Here is an 18234-nt window from a genome sequence, read left to right on the forward strand (position 1 = left end):
CGGGTCGTTAGCTCAGTTGGTAGAGCAGTTGACTTTTAATCAATTGGTCGCAGGTTCGAATCCTGCACGACCCACCATCCTGAATCGTTCCAGTTAGCAGTAAACCCGCAAGGGGTCGTTAGCTCAGTTGGTAGAGCAGTTGACTTTTAATCAATTGGTCGCAGGTTCGAATCCTGCACGACCCACCAATGTAAAAAAGCGCCCTAAAGGCGCTTTTTTGCTATCTGCGATATCCAAGATTCGAACCTGCCGCAGGTTTGAGTCGAACGAAGAGAGACAACGGAGCCGCCCGCGGCGACGGCCGGAAGGGCGAGCGAAGCGAGTCATCCTGCACGACCCACCAATGTAAAAATGGCGCTGGCGGCGCTTTTTTGCTATCCAGCCTTCGCTTAAATATTACAACCTTCCCATACTGCGCTATTCCATCTTATCGTTGTGCGCACCCGTGCACGGGCCGGTAGCCCGGACAGATGCGCAGCATCGCCTCCGGGAAATGCTCCTGCTCCCTGAGGGGCAAAATTCCTCACGACATTTTCCGCACAATCGGCTATCTTGTTTAGCATATAAAACACTATGGCCGACTAATACCTCTCTGCAGGCATTATCACGGTCTGAAAGTTAAGCCAGCGAAACGAGACTGCAAGATGAGCGTAATGTTTGACCCGGAAGCGGCGATTTACCCTTTTCCTCCGAAGCCAATGCCGTTAAACCGCGATGAGAAGCACTTTTATCGTGAAAAAATTAAACGCCTGCTGCGCGAGCGCGATGCGGTGATGGTGGCTCATTACTACACCGACCCCGAAATCCAGCAACTGGCCGAAGAGACCGGCGGCTGTATCTCAGATTCCCTGGAGATGGCGCGCTTCGGCGCCCGACATTCCGCCTCAACGCTGCTGGTTGCCGGCGTGCGCTTTATGGGAGAAACGGCAAAAATCCTCAGTCCGGAAAAAACCATCCTGATGCCCACGCTGCATGCGGAGTGTTCGCTCGATCTGGGCTGTCCGATCGAGGCGTTTAGCACTTTCTGCGACGCTCATCCGGATCGTACGGTCGTGGTCTACGCCAATACTTCAGCGGCGGTCAAGGCGCGCGCCGATTGGGTTGTGACGTCGAGCATCGCCGTGGAACTCATTGAGCATCTTGATAGCTTGGGTGAAAAAATCATCTGGGCGCCGGACCGCCATTTAGGCAGCTATGTGCAAAAACAGACCGGCGCCGACGTGCTGTGCTGGCAGGGCGCCTGTATAGTTCATGATGAATTCAAAACTCAAGCGCTGGCAAGAATGAAGGCGCTTTATCCCCAGGCCGCGGTGCTGGTTCACCCGGAATCACCGCAGGCGATTGTTGATATGGCTGACGCGGTGGGGTCAACCAGCCAGTTGATCAATGCCGCTAAAACGCTGCCGCACACGCAGCTCATCGTCGCCACCGATCGCGGTATTTTCTACAAAATGCAGCAGGCGGTACCGGAAAAAGAGCTGCTGGAAGCGCCCACGGCAGGCGAAGGGGCAACCTGCCGGAGCTGCGCGCACTGTCCATGGATGGCGATGAACGGCCTGCAGGCGATTGCTGAAGCGCTGGAGAAGGGGGGCGCTGAACATGAAATTCATGTTGATGAGCAGCTGCGGACCGGGGCGCTGGTTCCGCTAAACAGAATGCTCGATTTTGCGGCTACACTTCGGGGATAGATCATTACTGCGTTACAGAACGCTCTGGGGATAAGATGGATTTTTTTAGTACGCAGAACATATTAGTGCATATACCAATTGGCGCCGGGGGATATGACCTGTCGTGGATTGAAGCGGTCGGCACCGTCGCTGGCCTGCTGTGCATCTGGCTGGCGAGCCTGGAGAAGATCGCTAACTATGCCTTCGGGCTGATCAACGTCACGCTGTTTGCCATTATCTTCTTTCAGATCCAGCTCTACGCCAGCCTTCTGCTGCAGATCTTTTTCTTCGCGGCCAACGTCTACGGCTGGTACGCCTGGTCGCGGCAAACTAGTGATAACCAGGCGGAACTGCAAATCCGCTGGCTACCGCTGCCGAAAGCGTTAGGCTGGCTGGCGGCCTGCGTGGTGGCGATTGGCCTGATGACGATATTTATTAACCCGGTGTTCGCGTTTCTGACGCGGATTGCCGTGGCGCTGATGCAAACCCTGGGCCTGCAGGTCGCCATGCCGGAGCTGCAGCCGGACGCCTTCCCGTTCTGGGACTCCTGCATGATGGTGCTCTCCGTCGTAGCGATGATTCTGATGACGCGCAAATATGTCGAAAACTGGCTGCTGTGGGTGATTATAAACGTCATTAGCGTGGTGATTTTCGCCCTGCAGGGCGTCTATGCGATGTCGCTCGAATACCTGCTGCTGACATTTATCGCGCTCAACGGCAGCCGCATGTGGATTAACAGCGCGCGTGAGCGCGGCTCTCACGCGTTTTCCCGTTAATGGTGGTGATGATGTCCATGCCCGGCGTGCGTCATGTTCAGACGGCACTCCGGGCCGCTACAGGGCTGATACTCCATCTGCACCGTAATATGTTCAATCTCATACTTATGCTCCAGGAAGTCGAGGATCCGGTCCAGAAGACCGTCGTGATCGTGCGGCGGTACCACCTGCACGTGCAGCGTCATCACCGTTTTTTCTCCTACCAGCCAGGCATGAACGTGGTGTACGTCGCGAACTTCCGGTATCGAGCGGCGCAAATCGCGTTTTAATGCGTCGACGTTAAGCGAACGCGGCGCGCCCTCCAGCAGTTCATTGACGCTCTCCTGCAGCAGACGCCAGGCGCTGCGCAGAACCAGGCACGACACCAGCACGGACAGAATAGGATCGATAGGCGTCCAGCCGGTGGTGAGGATCACTATCGCGGCAATAATGGCGCCAACCGAACCGAGCAAATCCCCCAGCACGTGCAGCGCGGCGGCGCGCACGTTGAGGTTACGCTCCTCGCTGCCGCGATGCAGGATCCAGAAGGCCAGAATATTGGCCAGCAGCCCGGCAACGGCGATGATCATCATGGTTTTACCGGCAACCGGCTGCGGATGATGAAAGCGCTGAATGGCCTCCCAGACGATCAAAATAGTAATGACCACTAAGGCGATGGCGTTGAGGAAGGCCGCAAGGGTCGTCAGGCGCAGCCAGCCAAAGGTGTGTTGGGCGTTGGGCGGGCGACTGGCGAAACGCACGGCCAGAAAGGCGAACAGCAGCGCCGCGGCGTCCGTCAGCATATGTCCGGCATCGGCCAGCAGCGCCAGCGAACCTGAAATGAGTCCGCCTGCGACCTCAATCAACATGAATCCGGCCGTGACGCAGAACGCCAGCAGCAGCCGACGGGCATTCTTATCTTCGGCGGATGGTGGAGAACGATGCGAGTGCGATTGCCCCATGGTGACATCCCTACATTATTATTTTGATGATTACTTTATGACATGATTCGCGTTTTGGGGTGAATAAAATGAAAAAAGGAGAGCCTTAGCTCTCCTTAACGCTGGCATCCCACCTTGATTACTGCGTGGTACCATCAGTTTTTGTCGCGTCTTCCTGGCCGACTTTTTTATCGGTATCCGGGCAGCGGCCATCCTTACACATTGAGTTCTTGTGCACTTCATCGCTCGACATCCCGTCATGGTTCATGGTCGAGCCGTTAGGGTGGAGCATTGTGCCGCCGGTATCAGTGGAACCGGAGTTGATCTTGCCGTTATCGACGTTGTTGGGCGCCACGTTTTCACGCGCGTCGGGGGCGACCTGACCCGCGTCTGCCGCTGAATTGGCCTGCCCGTTATTCGACTGCGCGCCGGTATCGGCAGCCAGCGCCGCGCCGCTGGCCAGACCCAGGGTTGCTGCGAGGAGAAGACTGGTTAGCTTGTTCATTTTCATTGGATGCTCCTGTTATGTCGATTTATCGGATTACCTCTTCCAACAGTGCATTTGCCGGAGGTTCTACTCGTTGTGGTTTAAGCTTCGGTATTAGCGAACGGCATTAATATATAATGCTGAATGCTAAAGAAAATTAAGTTCTAACAGTTAAAAATTATAGCTTGTGGCCATTATTCCGCGACTTTATGGCGTTTTTTAGCCTATTTCCAGGAATATTCTGCCGCTACTGTAAAATCATGTTTACACTTTTTGACCGAAGAGATAGATTGGAGGGATTGCAATTAACTAGATAAGTATGGCAACGCTGGAAATAAGATGAATTATCAGAACGACGATTTACGCATTAAAGAGATCAACGAATTATTACCTCCCGTTGCGCTCCTGGAAAAATTCCCTGCTACCGAAAATGCCGCCAATACCGTTGCGCATGCGCGCAAAGCGATCCACCAGATCCTGAAAGGTAACGACGATCGGCTGCTGGTGGTGATTGGCCCGTGCTCCATCCACGATCCGGCGGCGGCGAAAGAGTATGCCGAACGCCTGCTCAAGCTTCGCGAGGAGCTTAAAGGGGAGCTGGAAATCGTGATGCGCGTTTATTTTGAAAAACCGCGCACCACCGTGGGCTGGAAAGGGCTGATCAACGATCCGCATATGGATAATAGCTTCCGCATCAACGATGGCCTGCGGATCGCGCGTAAGCTGCTGCTGGATATTAACGACAGCGGTCTGCCTGCGGCCGGGGAGTTCCTCGATATGATCACCCCGCAGTATCTTGCCGACCTGATGAGCTGGGGCGCGATTGGCGCGCGTACCACTGAGTCACAGGTGCATCGCGAGCTCTCTTCCGGCCTCTCCTGTCCGGTAGGTTTTAAAAATGGCACTGATGGAACCATCAAAGTCGCGATTGACGCTATCAACGCCGCCGGCGCGCCGCACTGTTTCCTGTCGGTGACCAAATGGGGGCATTCGGCGATTGTGAATACCAGCGGTAATAGCGATTGCCATATTATCCTGCGCGGCGGTAAAGAGCCGAACTACAGCGCGCAGCACGTGGCCGAAGTGAAGGTCGGTCTGGCGAAAGCAGGCCTGCCCGCTCAGATCATGATCGATTTCAGCCACGCCAACTCCAGCAAGCAGTTTAAAAAGCAGATGGAGGTCGGCGCAGACGTATGCCAGCAGGTTGCCGGCGGCGAGCGGTCGATTATGGGCGTGATGATCGAAAGCCATCTGGTGGAAGGCAATCAGAGTCTCGACAGCGGCGAGCCGCTGGCCTACGGCAAAAGCATTACCGATGCCTGTATTGGCTGGGAAGATACCGATACGCTTCTTCGTCAGCTGGCGAATGCGGTAAAAGCGCGTCGCGGCTAAGCTTTACGCCGAGTCTCAAAATAAAAAAAAGCGTGGATAGCTCCACGCTTTTTTTACATCCCGCGAAAATTACTTCGCTTTACCCTGGTTGGCTACGGCCGCGGCTTTCGCGGCGATCTCGTCGGCGTTGCCCAGATAGTAATGTTTGATAGGCTTGAAGTTCTCGTCGAACTCATACACCAGCGGTACGCCGGTCGGGATGTTCAGTTCGAGGATCTCTGCTTCGCCCATATTGTCGAGGTATTTCACCAGCGCGCGCAGGGAGTTGCCGTGAGCGGCGATAATCACGCGCTCACCGCTTTTCAGACGCGGCAGAATCGTTTCGTTCCAGTACGGTACGACGCGGTCGATGGTCAGCGCCAGGCTCTCGGTCGTCGGCAGTTCTGCGTCGGTCAGTTTTGCGTAGCGCGGATCGTGGCCCGGATAGCGCTCGTCGTCTTTAGTCAACTCCGGCGGCGTTACCGCGAAGCCGCGACGCCACTGCTTAACCTGCTCATCACCATATTTTTCAGCGGTTTCCGCTTTGTTCAGACCCTGCAGCGCACCGTAGTGACGCTCGTTCAGTTTCCAGGATTTCTCAACCGGTAGCCAGGCCTGATCCAGTTCGTCCAGCACGTTCCACAGGGTGTGGATGGCGCGTTTCAGCACAGAGGTATAAGCAAAGTCGAAGCTGAAGCCTTCTTCTTTCAGCAGCTTACCGGCCGCTTTTGCTTCACCCACGCCTTTTTCAGACAGGTCAACGTCATACCAACCGGTGAAACGGTTTTCGTTGTTCCATTGGCTTTCGCCGTGACGAACGAGTACCAGCTTAGTTACAGCCATACACTTACTCCTCAATACACGTCATCCTTCGCGCCGCTTCCTCGTTGGCTACTTTTACTCACCCTGGCGACATAGTTGACTATGCTGCCAGGATTCGCTCATGTGCCGCCTTGATGCGACCCGAATGCGGTAGTGTATATATTTATTGATTGATAACTATTCTCATTATATTGCCGTGATTTACCTCACGGCAATGCTTATCCCTAACCATAGCGAAAATAGTCGCTCAGTGTAAGGTGCTTGTAAAACAGAGGTTATGTTTTTGTCTGTAAGTGGCGTAATTTTCAGCGAAAGGATAAAAAAAGCCCTCCATCGGGAGGGCGGGGGATTATTGCGTAATAAACTGATATTCCGTCAGGCTGACGTACTCTTCGCCGGGGCGCAGCACGCAATCCGGCTGCGGCCATTCCGGATGGTTTGGCGAATCCGGCAGAAACTCGCTCTCCAGGGCCAGGCCTTGCCAGTCGTCGTACGGCTGCGCCGTGCGCGACGGCGTACCGGCGAGATAGTTGCCGGAGTAGAACTGCAGGGCCGGCGCGGAGGTATAGACCGTCATCTGCAGCTTTTCATCCTGCGACCAGACGTGGGCCGCCGGGCTTTTGGCATCGCCCAGCGCCTGGAGCAGAAAGGCGTGGTCGTAACCTTTCACTTTCTGCTGGTCTTCATCGCGCAGGAAGTCGTCCGCCAGCACCTTCGGCGTGCGGAAATCGAAGCTGGTCAGGGTGACGTTTTGCAAATCGCCTCCCGGAATACCATCGCTCTCAACGGGCAGATACGCATCAGCAAAGATTTGCAGCTTATGGCTACGCACGTCGCTCTGCACGCCATCGAGGTTAAAATAGACGTGGTTGGTCAGGTTCACCGGGCACGGCTGGTCAACGGTGGCGCGATATTCGATGGCTATCCGGTTATCGTCGGTCAGGCGGTAGCGCGCCGTTGCCGTCAGATTACCGGGGAACCCCTGATCGCCATCGCGGGATGAGAGTGAAAACAGCGCGTGACGATCGTCGGCGCTGACAATCTGCCAGCGGCGCTTGTCAAAACCTTCCGGACCGCCGTGCAGCTGATGCCCCGCCTCGTTGGAAGGCGTCAGATTGACGGTGCGGCCATCAAGGGTAAAGCGGCTGTTGGCAATACGGTTAGCGTAACGGCCGACGGAGGCGCCGAGATAGGCGGCCTGTCGGGTATAGTCGCCAGGGTTCGCGCAGCCGAGCAGCGCTTCGCGTACGCTGCCGTCAGCCAGCGTCACGCGCGCGGAGAGCAGCGTCGCGCCCCAGTCCATCACCGTGACCGTCATGCCTGCGTCGTTACGCAGGGTGAGAAGATTCCACGGCTGGCCGTCCGGCGCCAGCTCCGTTGTTGGGTTTAGCATTGTCCAGCTCCCTGAGACGGTTTGCAGACGTAGAAGGTCTCTTTGATACCGGTTTTCGCTTCATACTCTTTGGCAACGGCCTGCTGTACGGTATCGACCAAATCTTCCGGCACCAGCGCAACGATACAGCCGCCGAAACCGCCGCCGGTCATGCGTACGCCGCCTTTATCGCCGATGGTCGCCTTGACGATGTCCACCAGGGTATCAATCTGTGGGACGGTGATTTCAAAATCATCGCGCATGGAAGCGTGAGATTCCGCCATCAGTTCGCCCATCCGCTGCAGGTCGCCTTTTTCCAGCGCGGCGGCGGCTTCTACGGTGCGCGCGTTCTCGGTCAGCACGTGGCGAACGCGTTTGGCGACCACCGGGTCAAGCTCGTGGGCGACGGCATTGAATTCTTGTAGAGTCACATCGCGCAGGGCGGGCTGCTGGAAGAAACGCGCGCCGGTCTCACACTGCTCGCGGCGGGTGTTGTACTCGCTGCCGACCAGGGTGCGCTTAAAGTTACTGTTGATAATCACTACCGCCACGCCTTTCGGCATCGACACCGCTTTCGTTCCTAAGGTGCGGCAGTCGATTAGCAGGGCATGATCTTTTTTACCGAGCGCGGAGATCAGCTGGTCCATAATGCCACAGTTGCAGCCGACGAACTGGTTTTCCGCTTCCTGGCCGTTCAGCGCGATCTGCGCGCCGTCGAGCGGCAGATGGTACAGCTGCTGGAACACGGTGCCGACGGCGACTTCCAGCGAAGCCGAGGAGCTTAATCCGGCGCCCTGCGGCACGTTGCCGCTGATCACCAGATCTGCGCCGCCGAAAGCGTTATTCCGCTGCTGCAGGTGCTTAACCACGCCGCGAACATAGTTCGACCACTGCTGGGTATCGTGGCTGGTAATCGGCGAGTCGAGAGAGAATTCATCGGTCTGATTGGCGTAATCGGCGGCAATCACCCGCACGGTACGATCGTCGCGCGGCGCGCAGGCGATGACCGTCTGGTAATCAATGGCGCAGGGCAGTACGAACCCGTCGTTATAGTCGGTATGCTCGCCGATCAGGTTAACGCGGCCTGGGGCCTGGATAACATGGCTGGCCGGATAGCCAAATTTCTCAGCAAACAGGGCTTGGGTGTTCTCTTTCAGACTCATGGTTATACTCCGGATTCGCGAAAATGGACGTCGCTCACAGCGCGCAGACGTTCGGCGGCCTGCTCGGCCGTCAGGTCACGCTGGGTTTCGGCCAGCATTTCATAGCCGACCATAAATTTGCGCACCGTCGCGGAGCGCAGCAGCGGCGGATAAAAATGCGCGTGCAGCTGCCAGTGATTATTCTCTTCATCGTTAAACGGCGCACCGTGCCAGCCCATCGAGTAGGGGAATGAGCACTGGAACAGGTTGTCGTAACGGCTGGTCAGTTTTTTCAGCGCCAGCGCGAGGTCGCTGCGCTGGTCGTCGGTTAAATCAGTCAGGCGCTGTACGTGCGCTTTCGGCAGCAGCAGCGTCTCAAAGGGCCACGCCGCCCAGTAAGGGACCACCGCGAGCCAGTGTTCGGTCTCGACGACGGTGCGGCTACCGTCGGCTAATTCGCGCTGCGCGTAATCCACCAGCATCGGCGCGCCGTGCTCGGTGAAGTACGTTTTTTGCAGACGATCTTCGCGTTCCGCCTCGTTAGGCAGAAAGCTGTTTGCCCACACCTGGCCATGCGGGTGCGGGTTGGAGCAGCCCATTGCCGCGCCTTTATTTTCAAAAACCTGCACCCACGGGTAGGTTTTTCCAAGGTCGGCGGTCTGCTCCTGCCACGTTTTAACCACGCCTTCCAGCGCCTCTACGCTCAGTTCCGGCAGCGTTTTGCTGTGGTCTGGCGAGAAGCAGATGACCCGGCTGGTGCCGCGGGCGCTCTGACAGCGCATTAGCGGGTCGTCGCTTTCCGGGGCGTCTGGGGTATCGGTCATCAAAGCCGCAAAGTCATTGGTAAAAACAAACGTACCGGTGTAGTTCGGGTTTTTGTCGCCGGTGACGCGGGTATTACCCGGGCACAGGAAACAGTCCGGATCGTGCGCGGGCAAGCTCTGTTTTGCCGGCGTTTCCTGCGCCCCCTGCCAGGGGCGCTTGGCGCGATGCGGAGAAACCAGAATCCACTGCCCGGTTAACGGGTTATAACGACGATGTGGATGGTCGACGGGGTTAAATACGCTCATGAAGGTTCCTTAGTCTGGATAACCCTGCGGATGACGGGACTGCCAGTGCCAGGTGTCCTGCGCCATTTCGTCAAGGTTGCGCGTCACGCGCCAGTTCAGCTCGCGATCGGCCTTTTCAGCGTCCGCCCAGTAGGCCGGGAGGTCGCCTTCGCGGCGCGGCGCGAAGTGGTAGTTAATCGGTTTGCCGCAGGCTTTGCTAAAAGCGTTGACCACGTCGAGCACGCTGCTGCCGACGCCTGCGCCAAGGTTATAGATATGCACGCCGGCTTTATCAGCCAGTTTTTCCATCGCCGCGACGTGGCCGTCGGCCAGGTCCATCACGTGAATGTAGTCGCGCACGCCGGTGCCATCTTCGGTTGGGTAGTCGTTGCCGAATACCGCCAGCGATTCACGACGGCCGACCGCGACCTGCGCGATATACGGCATCAGGTTGTTCGGGATGCCCTGCGGATCTTCACCCATATCGCCCGACGGATGCGCGCCGACCGGGTTGAAGTAGCGCAGCAGTGCGATGCTCCACTCCGGCTGCGCTTTTTGCAGGTCAGTGAGGATCTGCTCGACCATCAGCTTGCTTTTACCGTACGGGCTCTGCGGAGTCCCGGTCGGGAAGCTTTCGACATAAGGGATTTTTGGCTGGTCGCCGTACACGGTGGCGGAGGAGCTGAAAATAAAGTTTTTCACGCCCGCGGCGCGCATGGCGGAAACGAGTTTCAGTGTGCCGGTCACGTTGTTGTCGTAGTATTCCAGCGGCTTGGCGACGGATTCGCCGACGGCTTTCAGGCCGGCGAAATGGATCACCGCTTCAATAGCGTGATCGTGAAGGATTTCCGTCATCAGCGCTTCGTTACGAATGTCGCCTTCGACAAAGGTGGCGCTTTTCCCGCCGAGACGTTCAATGATTGGCAGTACGCTGCGTTTACTGTTGCAGAGATTGTCGAGAATAATCACTTCGTGTCCCTGCAGTAGCAGTTGAACGCAGGTGTGACTTCCAATGTAACCGCTACCACCTGTAACCAGTACTTTCATGATTCGCTCCAATAGGCTTATCGTGTGAGAAGAAGATAGCATACCAAAGAAGCCAAAAGTGTGACACAGGCCAAATTGGTGGAATCGTTTACACTAAAATTTCCAATCGGGCCATTTTGGTTTTTTCATTGTAAAAACAGAGTGATGGGGTGTGTGATAGCTATTATTCTGAAAAAATCAGGGATCCGCAGACCCCTGTACAGGCTTAATTTTGCAGCGGACCCTGCTGGTAAGTGTAACCGTCTCCACTCCTCACAAAGGCCAGACGGTGGGTAATGCAGTCCGGGGCGTCTTCGGCGTGATGGGAGACAAACAGCAGCTGCGTCGCCCCTTCGCTAATCAGCACATCAACGAAGCGACGCACCAGCTGACGGTTGAGCGGGTCCAGCCCCTGTAGCGGTTCATCAAGAATCAGCAGGGTCGGGTGTTTGACCAGGGCGCGGACGATCAGCGCCAGCCGCTGCTGCCCCCAGGAGAGGCTGTGGAACGGCGCGTCGGCGGTGCGTTGGTCGATACCCAGAATATCCAGCCAGTTTTGCACCAGCTTGTGCTGCTTATCGGAAACGGCCTGGTAGATGCCGATCGAGTCGAAGTAGCCCGAGAGAATCACGTTACGCACGTTGGTGCTGACGCGGTATTCAAGGTGCAGGCTGCTGCTGACGTAACCAATATGTTTTTTGATATCCCAGATGGTTTCACCGCTGCCGCGGCGGCGGCCAAACAGGGTCAGATCGTTACTGTATCCCTGGGGATGGTCGCCGGTGACCAGACTGAGTAGCGTCGATTTACCGGCGCCGTTAGGGCCGACGATCTGCCAATGCTCGCCGGGATTGACCGTCCAACTGAGGCGATTAATGATCGGGCGGTCGTTGTAAGAAACCAGACCGTCGTTTAGCACGATGAGCGGCGCTTTGCTGTCTAGCGCAAGGCGCGCGGCGGGGGCGTCGGGTTCTGGCAGCGTCATGCCGTCAAGCTTTTCGCTATGCGCGAGCTGGGCAATCAGCGCCTGCTGCAGCAGAGCCTGCTTTTCGCCGGTTTCGCTCAGCACGCAGTCCGCCAGCACCCCGGCATACTGCACGAACACCGGGATCTCGTCGAAACGATTGAGAACCAGAACAAGGGCGATACCTTCGTCGTTCAGCCTGGCCAACATCTCGGCGAGCTGCTGGCGCGAGGCGACATCGAGGCCGTCGAACGGCTCATCAAGGATAAGTAGGTCGGGATCGCCCATCAGCGCCTGGCACAGCAGGGTCTTGCGCGTTTCACCGGTAGAGAGGTATTTAAAGCGGCGCTCGAGCAGGTGGCTAATGGCAAATTGTTCAGCAAGGCGAGCGCAGCGGGTGGCGTCTTTAAACTCATCCTGGATAATTTCCGCCGTCGTGCGCCCGGTATCTTCTTCTCCCGGGCTGAGCAAATCGGTGTTGTTACGCTGCCACTCATCGCTGACCAGCTTTTGCAGCTGCTCAAAAGAGAGACGGGTGATGCGCGAGAAGGTGCACTCGCGCTGCCCGCTTAGCAGGGTCAGCTCGCCGGATAACGCCCGCGCAAGCGCCGACTTCCCGCTACCGTTGCTGCCGACGAAAGCCCAGCTTTCGCCAGCCCGCACGCTGAGGTGTTCAATATTTAACGTTTTGGTATCGCTAAGACGAAACGTGCCTTGCGAAATTTGCAACAATGACATTGTGTATCCCACTTTTTGCAGCGATGTACTTCAGGGATACGTCTTCGCGAGCGCAATGTCAATGCCGTTAGCACAACGTGGCAAGAATGATGCGATCGGCGTTAAAATATGCTATCGCCTCCGCCCCTTCCGCCAGATCGCGCGTCTGTTCCAGCGGCAGGGTGGCGCAGAGGCTCTGCCCATCCGGGAGCGCCATGAGCACTTCGCACTGCTCCGGCCCGCGTTCGATGTGGGTGATACGTCCGGCCAGCTGGTTGTCGGCCTGTTGCGCCAGGGCCGCATCCTGGGTCATGCCGACCCACGGCGCTTTGAGCAGCACTAATACTTCCTGGCCTTCAGCAAGGCCCAGACGATCGGCGCTTTGGGCGGTAATGGCGACTTTAAAGCGGGTTTGCCCATCGGCCAGCAGGACTTCAACGTGCTGCTGGACCTGCTGATGGTCGCGGCCGGTAATGGTGCCGAACCACTGGTTGCGCGCGCTGGTCTGCAGAGAGAATCGCGAAATGGCGGCCAGCAGGCTGTCGAGGGGAAGGGCATCATCATCGCTCAGGACATCGAACGCTTTCTGCTGAATCTGCGCCAGCAGGTCGTAAAGCTGAATCAGCCGCTGCCCGTAGCGGGTGAGGACCGCGCCGCCGCCGCCTTTGCCGCCGGTTGCACGGTCGACCAGTGGCTGCTCGCTGAGCTGATTCATGTCATTAATCGCATCCCATGCGCTTTTATAGCTGATGCCCGCGTTTTTTGCCCCCTGGCTAATTGAGCCGGTCTGGTCAATCTGTTTCAGCAGGGCGATACGGCGGGGATCGGCGAACAGGCGCTGCTGTAATTTGAGGGTAAGAAGGATTTCAGCCTGCATAATCATATCCTGATGAAAAAGAGTATTGTGACCGATAGCGGTCATCTTGCAAGATGCATCTCTCACGGTGGCCAGTGAGGCACCGCACAAATGGGGCGTGTTTTTCCGGCTGAATTAGTTACAATAAACTATCCGTACTTTCTGGAGCCAACCATGTTAGAGCTATTGAAAAGTCTGGTTTTTGCCGTAGTCATGGTCCCTGTGGTGATGGCTATCATCCTGGGCTTGATTTACGGGCTGGGCGAAGTGTTTAACCTCTTCTCCGGAGCCGGTCATAAAGACAGCAGACCGCAAAACCACTGATTTCCCCCGCGCCCGGTTCTCCCGGGCGTTTTTATTTGTCCCCCCTCCATTGAGCCGTTACTGATTACCCCTAATTTTCGCTGGGAAAATCTTAGCGCTATCGTTATATTGTCTACTACATAACGAACCGACGGGAGTTTCAGATGACAGGTCAATGGTTACGCTTTATCGCTGGGGCAACGTTAACGTTTTCCGTTGCGGGTCACGCGCTGGCGGAAGAGGGCAAGGTGACGGTTTTTGCCGCGGCATCGCTCACCAACGCCATGCAGGATATCGCTAAAGAGTATAAGAAAGAGAAGAACGTTGATGTTGTCTCTTCTTTTGCGTCTTCATCGACCCTGGCGCGACAGATTGAAGCGGGCGCGCCGGCGGATCTGTTTATCTCCGCCGACCAGAAATGGATGGATTACGCGGTCGAGAAAAAAAGCATTGATACCGCATCACGCGCGACGCTGCTCGGCAATAGCCTGGTGGTCGTGGCGCCGAAGGCCAGCGCTCAGGGCGATATCAGTATTAATGATAAAACCGACTGGACCAGCCTGCTGAAAGGCGGTCGTCTGGCCGTTGGCGACCCGGAGCACGTGCCGGCCGGCATCTATGCGAAAGAAGCGCTGCAAAAGCTGGGTGCCTGGGAGACGCTGTCGCCGAAGCTGGCTCCGGCGGAAGACGTGCGCGGCGCGCTGGCTCTGGTTGAGCGCAGCGAAGCGCCGTTGGGGATCGTGTACGGCTCTGATGCGGTCGCCAGCAAGGGCGTAAAAGTTGTCGGTACCTTCCCGGAAGATTCCCATAAGAAAGTGGAATATCCGCTGGCCATCGTCGACGGGCATAAAAATGCCACGGTCAGCGCGTTTTATGACTATCTTAAAGGGCCGGAAGCTTCCGCCATCTTTAAACGTTACGGATTTTCTACCCACTAATGTTCTTAAGCGATCCTGAATGGCAGGCGGTACTGCTGAGCCTGAAAGTCTCATCCCTGGCGGTGTTACTGAGCTTGCCTTTTGGCATCTTTTTTTCCTGGCTGCTGGTTCGCCGGGATTTTCCCGGTAAAGCGCTGCTCGATAGCCTTCTCCACCTGCCGCTGGTATTACCGCCGGTGGTGGTGGGGTATCTGTTGCTGATCGCGATGGGAAGACGGGGTTTTATCGGCAGCTGGCTGTACGACTGGTTTGGTCTGAGCTTAGCGTTTAGCTGGCGCGGCGCGGTACTGGCGGCGGCGGTGATGTCCTTTCCGCTGATGGTGCGGGCCATTCGCCTCGCGCTGGAAGGGGTCGACATCAAGCTTGAGCAGGCGGCGCGTACCCTCGGCGCTGGCCGCTGGCGGGTGTTTTTCACGATTACGCTACCGTTGACGCTACCCGGCATTATCGTCGGCACCGTGCTGGCTTTCGCCCGCTCGCTGGGCGAGTTTGGCGCCACCATCACGTTTGTTGCCAATATTCCTGGGGAAACGCGCACCATCCCTTCGGCAATGTATACCCTGATTCAGACTCCCGGCGGCGAAGGCGCGGCCGCGCGTTTATGCCTGATTTCGATTGCGCTGGCGCTGGTATCGCTGCTGATTTCCGAATGGCTGGCCCGCCTTAGCCGTCAGCAGATGGGGAAATAATCATGCTCGAACTCGACTTTAGCCAGACGCTGGGCACCCACTGCCTGCAAATTCGCGAGACGCTTCCCGCCAGCGGCATCACCGCGGTTTTCGGCGTCTCAGGCGCGGGTAAAACCTCGCTGATTAACGCCATTAGCGGCCTGACGCGCCCGCAGCAGGGGCGCATCGTGCTTAACGGCAGAGTGCTTAATGATGTTGAAAAACGTATCTGCCTGGCGCCGGAAAAGCGCCGCATTGGCTACGTTTTTCAGGACGCTCGCCTGTTCCCGCATTATAAGGTGCGCGGCAATCTGCAATATGGCATGGCGAAGAATATGGCGGCGCAGTTTGACAAGCTGGTGGCGCTGCTCGGCATTGCGCCGCTGCTTGACCGCCTGCCGGGCGGTCTCTCCGGCGGAGAAAAACAGCGGGTGGCGATTGGCCGGGCGCTGCTTACCGCCCCGGAACTGCTGCTGCTGGATGAGCCGCTGGCGTCGCTGGATATCCCGCGCAAGCGCGAACTATTGCCCTATTTGCAGCGTCTGGCGCGCGAAATCAATATCCCGATGCTGTACGTCAGCCACTCTCTGGATGAGATTCAGCATCTGGCGGATAACGTCCTGGTGCTGGAAGCGGGGAAAGTCAAAGCCTTTGGTTGCCTGGAAGAGGTGTGGAGCAGTAGCGTAATGCACCCCTGGCTTCCCCAGGATCAGCAAAGCACTATCCTGAACGTAACCGTCGCCGCTCAGCATCCGCGGTATGCCATGACCGCGCTGGCGCTGGGCGATCGGCAGATATGGGTCAACCGGCTCGACAGGCCGCAGGGCGAAAGCGCGCGGATCCGCATTCAGGCCTCGGACGTTTCTCTGGTGCTGCAGCCCACTCAGCAAACCAGTATCCGCAACATTTTGCCCGCGCAGGTCATGCAGTGTATTGAAAGCCATGGCCAGGTTGAGGTCAGGCTGGAGATTAGCGGCCGTACGCTATGGGCGCGCATCAGCCCCTGGGCTCGTGATGAGCTGGGGGTTGTCCCAGGCCAGCGGCTGTATGCGCAGATAAAAAGCGTGTCGATAGCCGCCTGATTACAACAGGTGGCGATAGATGTAGTCGGCGATGCTGGTGGTCTCGTTTTCGCCGATCACGACGTTGGCGCGCGCTTTGACGTCCTCCACCGCGTTGCCCATCGCCACGCCGGTACCGGCGGCTTCCAGCATGCTGAGGTCGTTATAATTGTCGCCGAAAGCGATAACATCCTGCATCGACAGCCCCTGCGACGCGACCCACTGGGCCAGGCGTTTGCCTTTGCTGTTGCCTTCCCTGGCAATATCCACCTGATCGTGCCACGACCATTCGCATTCCAGACCCAGCGTCTGACCAACATGTTGGGCAAAGCGCTGTAGTTTTGCGGTGTCTTCATCGGTCAGGGCGAATTTCCACACGGCCTTGACTTCACGGGCCGCCTGCGCCAGAGAATCGACCTGAGTGAACACCGGACGCTGCTCGACGGGCAGTGACTGCGCCCAGTTGGCGGTGCGGATAACGTGCCCGGTCGGCTGCTCATACAGCATGGCGTCATCGACGTACATCAGACCGTGAATAGCGTGCTCGTTAAGCATTTCGGTCAGGCTCAGGGCTTTGTCTACCGGCATAGGATCGGACTCCAGAACCTTTTTTGCATGATAATCATACAAATAAGTGCCGTTACAGCAAATTGCAGGTGTATCCAGAGCCAGCGCCTGATAAAAAGGATGGATAGCGACGTGATGTCGACCGGTGACGACGATGATCTGATATCCCGCGTCTTTGGCGCGTGCCAGCGCGTCGAGCGAGGCGGGGAGAATGGTTTTTTTGCCGGTGAGTAGGGTGCCGTCTAAGTCCAGGGCAATCACGCGTGAGGTCATGTGTTGTTTCCGGTTAATGATGAAAAGTTAGCAGGCTATGATGGTACACCGCTGCGCCATTCGGGCAAACTTTTCAGCATCTACCGCTAAAGAGCCGATACACTTGATCTTTCAGGCTGCGAGGAGGCAACCTGAATAGCATGGTGTATGCATATTGTGTTTTTCAGGGTGCCGTTAGTCTGAAAAATGAAATTTCCACGTGCAGTGAGGAAGGAGTATTCATGAAACAAACCGTTTATACCGCCAGCCCGGAAAGCCAGCAGATCCACGTCTGGGATCTGGATCTTGCGGGGAAACTGACCCTGGTGCAGGTTGTCGATGCCCCCGGGCAGGTCCAGCCGATGGTGGTGAGCCCGAACAAAGAGTATCTCTACGTCGGCGTGCGTCCGGAGTTTCGCGTACTGGCCTACCGCATTGCGCCCGATAACGGCGCCCTGACCTTCGCTGGCGAAGCCCCGCTGCCGGGTAGCCCAACGCATATTTCTACCGATCATCAGGGGCGCTTTGTGTTTAGCGCGTCCTATAACGCAGGCTGCGTGAGCGTCACGCCGCTGGTGGACGGCCTGCCGCGAGAAGCGGTGGCGGTTGTCGAAGGGCTGGAAGGCTGCCATTCGGCAAATATCTCCCCGGACAATCGCACCCTGTGGGTGCCGGCGCTGAAGCAGGATCGTATCTGCCTGTTTACCCTGAGCGACGACGGTTTTCTCGCAGAGCAGGAGCCGGCTGAAGTGACCACCGTTGAAGGCGCAGGCCCGCGTCATATGGTGTTCCACCCGAACCAGCAGTACGGCTACTGCGTCAACGAACTGAACAGCTCCGTTGACGTCTGGGAGCTGAAAGATCCGCACGGCAAAATCGAGTGCGTACAGACCCTGGACATGATGCCGCCTGATTTCGCCGGCGTGCGCTGGGCGGCGGATATCCATCTGACCCCGGATGGCCGTCACCTCTACGCCTGCGATCGTACCGCCAGCATTATCACCATCTTCAGCGTCTCGGAAGACGGCAGCGTGCTGTCGATTGAAGGTTATCAGAATACCGAGACCCAGCCGCGCGGCTTTAACCTCGATCATAGCGGCAAATATCTGATCGCCGCCGGTCAGAAGTCGCATCATATCGCGGTGTATGAAATCGAAGGCGAGCAGGGGCTGCTAGAGGAAAAAGGGCGCTATGCCGTAGGCCAGGGCCCAATGTGGGTGGTGGTAAACGCTTACTAAACCCGCCGTGCGTGACAGAAACCTCGCCGCGGCGAGGT

General features: G+C 57.1%; 18 protein-coding genes, 2 tRNA genes and 1 other RNA gene. 11 read left to right on the forward strand and 10 right to left on the reverse strand.

The window, feature by feature from the left end:
• Position 1: 1 nt before the first annotated feature.
• The 5 genes from CMQ96_RS14635 to pnuC all read left to right on the forward strand — a co-directional run bounded on the left by CMQ96_RS14635 (position 2) and on the right by pnuC (position 2443).
• A tRNA-Lys gene (locus CMQ96_RS14635) sits at positions 2-77 on the forward strand.
• Between the two features lie 35 nt (positions 78-112).
• A tRNA-Lys gene (locus CMQ96_RS14640) sits at positions 113-188 on the forward strand.
• A 29-nt stretch (positions 189-217) separates the two neighbouring features.
• A non-coding RNA gene (locus CMQ96_RS14645) (RtT sRNA) lies at positions 218-343 on the forward strand.
• Positions 344-644: 301 nt separating this feature from the next.
• Positions 645-1688: a quinolinate synthase NadA gene (nadA, locus tag CMQ96_RS14650; protein ID WP_024358773.1), complete on the forward strand. Its 1044-nt coding sequence runs from the start codon at positions 645-647 to the stop codon at positions 1686-1688.
• Positions 1689-1723: 35 nt separating this feature from the next.
• A complete protein-coding gene (gene pnuC / locus CMQ96_RS14655) occupies positions 1724-2443 on the forward strand; it encodes a nicotinamide riboside transporter PnuC (protein ID WP_049086250.1) in 720 nt (239 codons plus the stop codon).
• On the opposite strand, the gene zitB is transcribed toward pnuC, so the two are convergent.
• Complete coding sequence (gene zitB / locus CMQ96_RS14660; protein WP_004135002.1) at positions 2440-3384, reverse strand: CDF family zinc transporter ZitB; 945 nt, start codon at positions 3382-3384, stop codon at positions 2440-2442. The two genes, pnuC and zitB, sit on opposite strands and share 4 nt — an antisense overlap.
• A 118-nt stretch (positions 3385-3502) precedes the next feature.
• Entirely contained in the window at positions 3503-3874 is a 372-nt protein-coding gene (locus tag CMQ96_RS14665) for a YbgS-like family protein (protein WP_004135000.1), read from the reverse strand.
• Between the two features lie 315 nt (positions 3875-4189).
• Here CMQ96_RS14665 and aroG point away from each other — a divergent pair, with 315 nt between their 5' ends.
• A complete protein-coding gene (gene aroG / locus CMQ96_RS14670) occupies positions 4190-5242 on the forward strand; it encodes a 3-deoxy-7-phosphoheptulonate synthase AroG (protein ID WP_004134998.1) in 1053 nt (350 codons plus the stop codon).
• A gap of 69 nt (positions 5243-5311) precedes the next feature.
• Here aroG and gpmA read toward each other — a convergent pair whose 3' ends face one another.
• From gpmA to modE, 7 genes are all read right to left on the reverse strand, one after another.
• A complete protein-coding gene (gpmA, locus tag CMQ96_RS14675) occupies positions 5312-6064 on the reverse strand; it encodes a 2,3-diphosphoglycerate-dependent phosphoglycerate mutase (RefSeq protein WP_004100351.1) in 753 nt (250 codons plus the stop codon).
• 328 nt (positions 6065-6392) lie between these two features.
• Positions 6393-7436, reverse strand: coding sequence for a galactose-1-epimerase (galM, locus tag CMQ96_RS14680; protein ID WP_098066975.1), 1044 nt, complete (start codon positions 7434-7436; stop codon positions 6393-6395).
• Positions 7430-8578, reverse strand: a complete 1149-nt coding sequence (gene galK / locus CMQ96_RS14685) for a galactokinase (RefSeq protein WP_024360164.1) — start codon at positions 8576-8578, stop codon at positions 7430-7432. Before galK ends, galM begins: the two co-directional genes overlap by 7 nt.
• A gap of 2 nt (positions 8579-8580) precedes the next feature.
• Entirely contained in the window at positions 8581-9627 is a 1047-nt protein-coding gene (gene galT / locus CMQ96_RS14690; protein WP_024360163.1) for a galactose-1-phosphate uridylyltransferase, read from the reverse strand.
• 9 nt (positions 9628-9636) lie between these two features.
• The gene (galE, locus tag CMQ96_RS14695; RefSeq protein WP_024360162.1) at positions 9637-10653 is read right to left on the reverse strand and encodes a UDP-glucose 4-epimerase GalE; all 1017 of its coding nucleotides are present in this window, start codon (positions 10651-10653) and stop codon (positions 9637-9639) included.
• 205 nt (positions 10654-10858) lie between these two features.
• Complete coding sequence (gene modF, locus CMQ96_RS14700) at positions 10859-12334, reverse strand: molybdate ABC transporter ATP-binding protein ModF (RefSeq protein WP_098066976.1); 1476 nt, start codon at positions 12332-12334, stop codon at positions 10859-10861.
• 67 nt (positions 12335-12401) lie between these two features.
• Complete coding sequence (gene modE / locus CMQ96_RS14710; protein ID WP_024360160.1) at positions 12402-13190, reverse strand: molybdenum-dependent transcriptional regulator; 789 nt, start codon at positions 13188-13190, stop codon at positions 12402-12404.
• A 153-nt stretch (positions 13191-13343) separates the two neighbouring features.
• On the opposite strand from modE, the gene CMQ96_RS14715 reads away from it, so the two are divergent.
• From CMQ96_RS14715 to modC, 4 genes are all read left to right on the forward strand, one after another.
• Entirely contained in the window at positions 13344-13493 is a 150-nt protein-coding gene (locus CMQ96_RS14715; protein WP_004134988.1) for an AcrZ family multidrug efflux pump-associated protein, read from the forward strand.
• Between the two features lie 143 nt (positions 13494-13636).
• Positions 13637-14410 (forward strand): molybdate ABC transporter substrate-binding protein, encoded by a 774-nt coding sequence (gene modA, locus CMQ96_RS14720; RefSeq protein ID WP_024360159.1) that lies wholly within the window; start codon positions 13637-13639, stop codon positions 14408-14410.
• Positions 14410-15099: a molybdate ABC transporter permease subunit gene (gene modB / locus CMQ96_RS14725; RefSeq protein WP_098066978.1), complete on the forward strand. Its 690-nt coding sequence runs from the start codon at positions 14410-14412 to the stop codon at positions 15097-15099. Before modA ends, modB begins: the two co-directional genes overlap by 1 nt.
• 2 nt (positions 15100-15101) lie before the next feature.
• Complete coding sequence (gene modC, locus CMQ96_RS14730) at positions 15102-16160, forward strand: molybdenum ABC transporter ATP-binding protein ModC (RefSeq protein ID WP_098066979.1); 1059 nt, start codon at positions 15102-15104, stop codon at positions 16158-16160.
• On the opposite strand, the gene CMQ96_RS14735 is transcribed toward modC, so the two are convergent.
• Complete coding sequence (locus CMQ96_RS14735) at positions 16161-16979, reverse strand: pyridoxal phosphatase (protein ID WP_004134981.1); 819 nt, start codon at positions 16977-16979, stop codon at positions 16161-16163.
• Positions 16980-17200: 221 nt separating this feature from the next.
• On the opposite strand from CMQ96_RS14735, the gene pgl reads away from it, so the two are divergent.
• Positions 17201-18196, forward strand: coding sequence for a 6-phosphogluconolactonase (pgl, locus tag CMQ96_RS14740; RefSeq protein ID WP_049090105.1), 996 nt, complete (start codon positions 17201-17203; stop codon positions 18194-18196).
• The last annotated feature ends 38 nt before the right edge of the window (positions 18197-18234 follow it).

Source organism: Klebsiella sp. MBT K-1 (genome assembly GCF_002556465.1).
GTDB classification, from domain to species: Bacteria; Pseudomonadota; Gammaproteobacteria; order Enterobacterales; family Enterobacteriaceae; genus Klebsiella; species Klebsiella grimontii.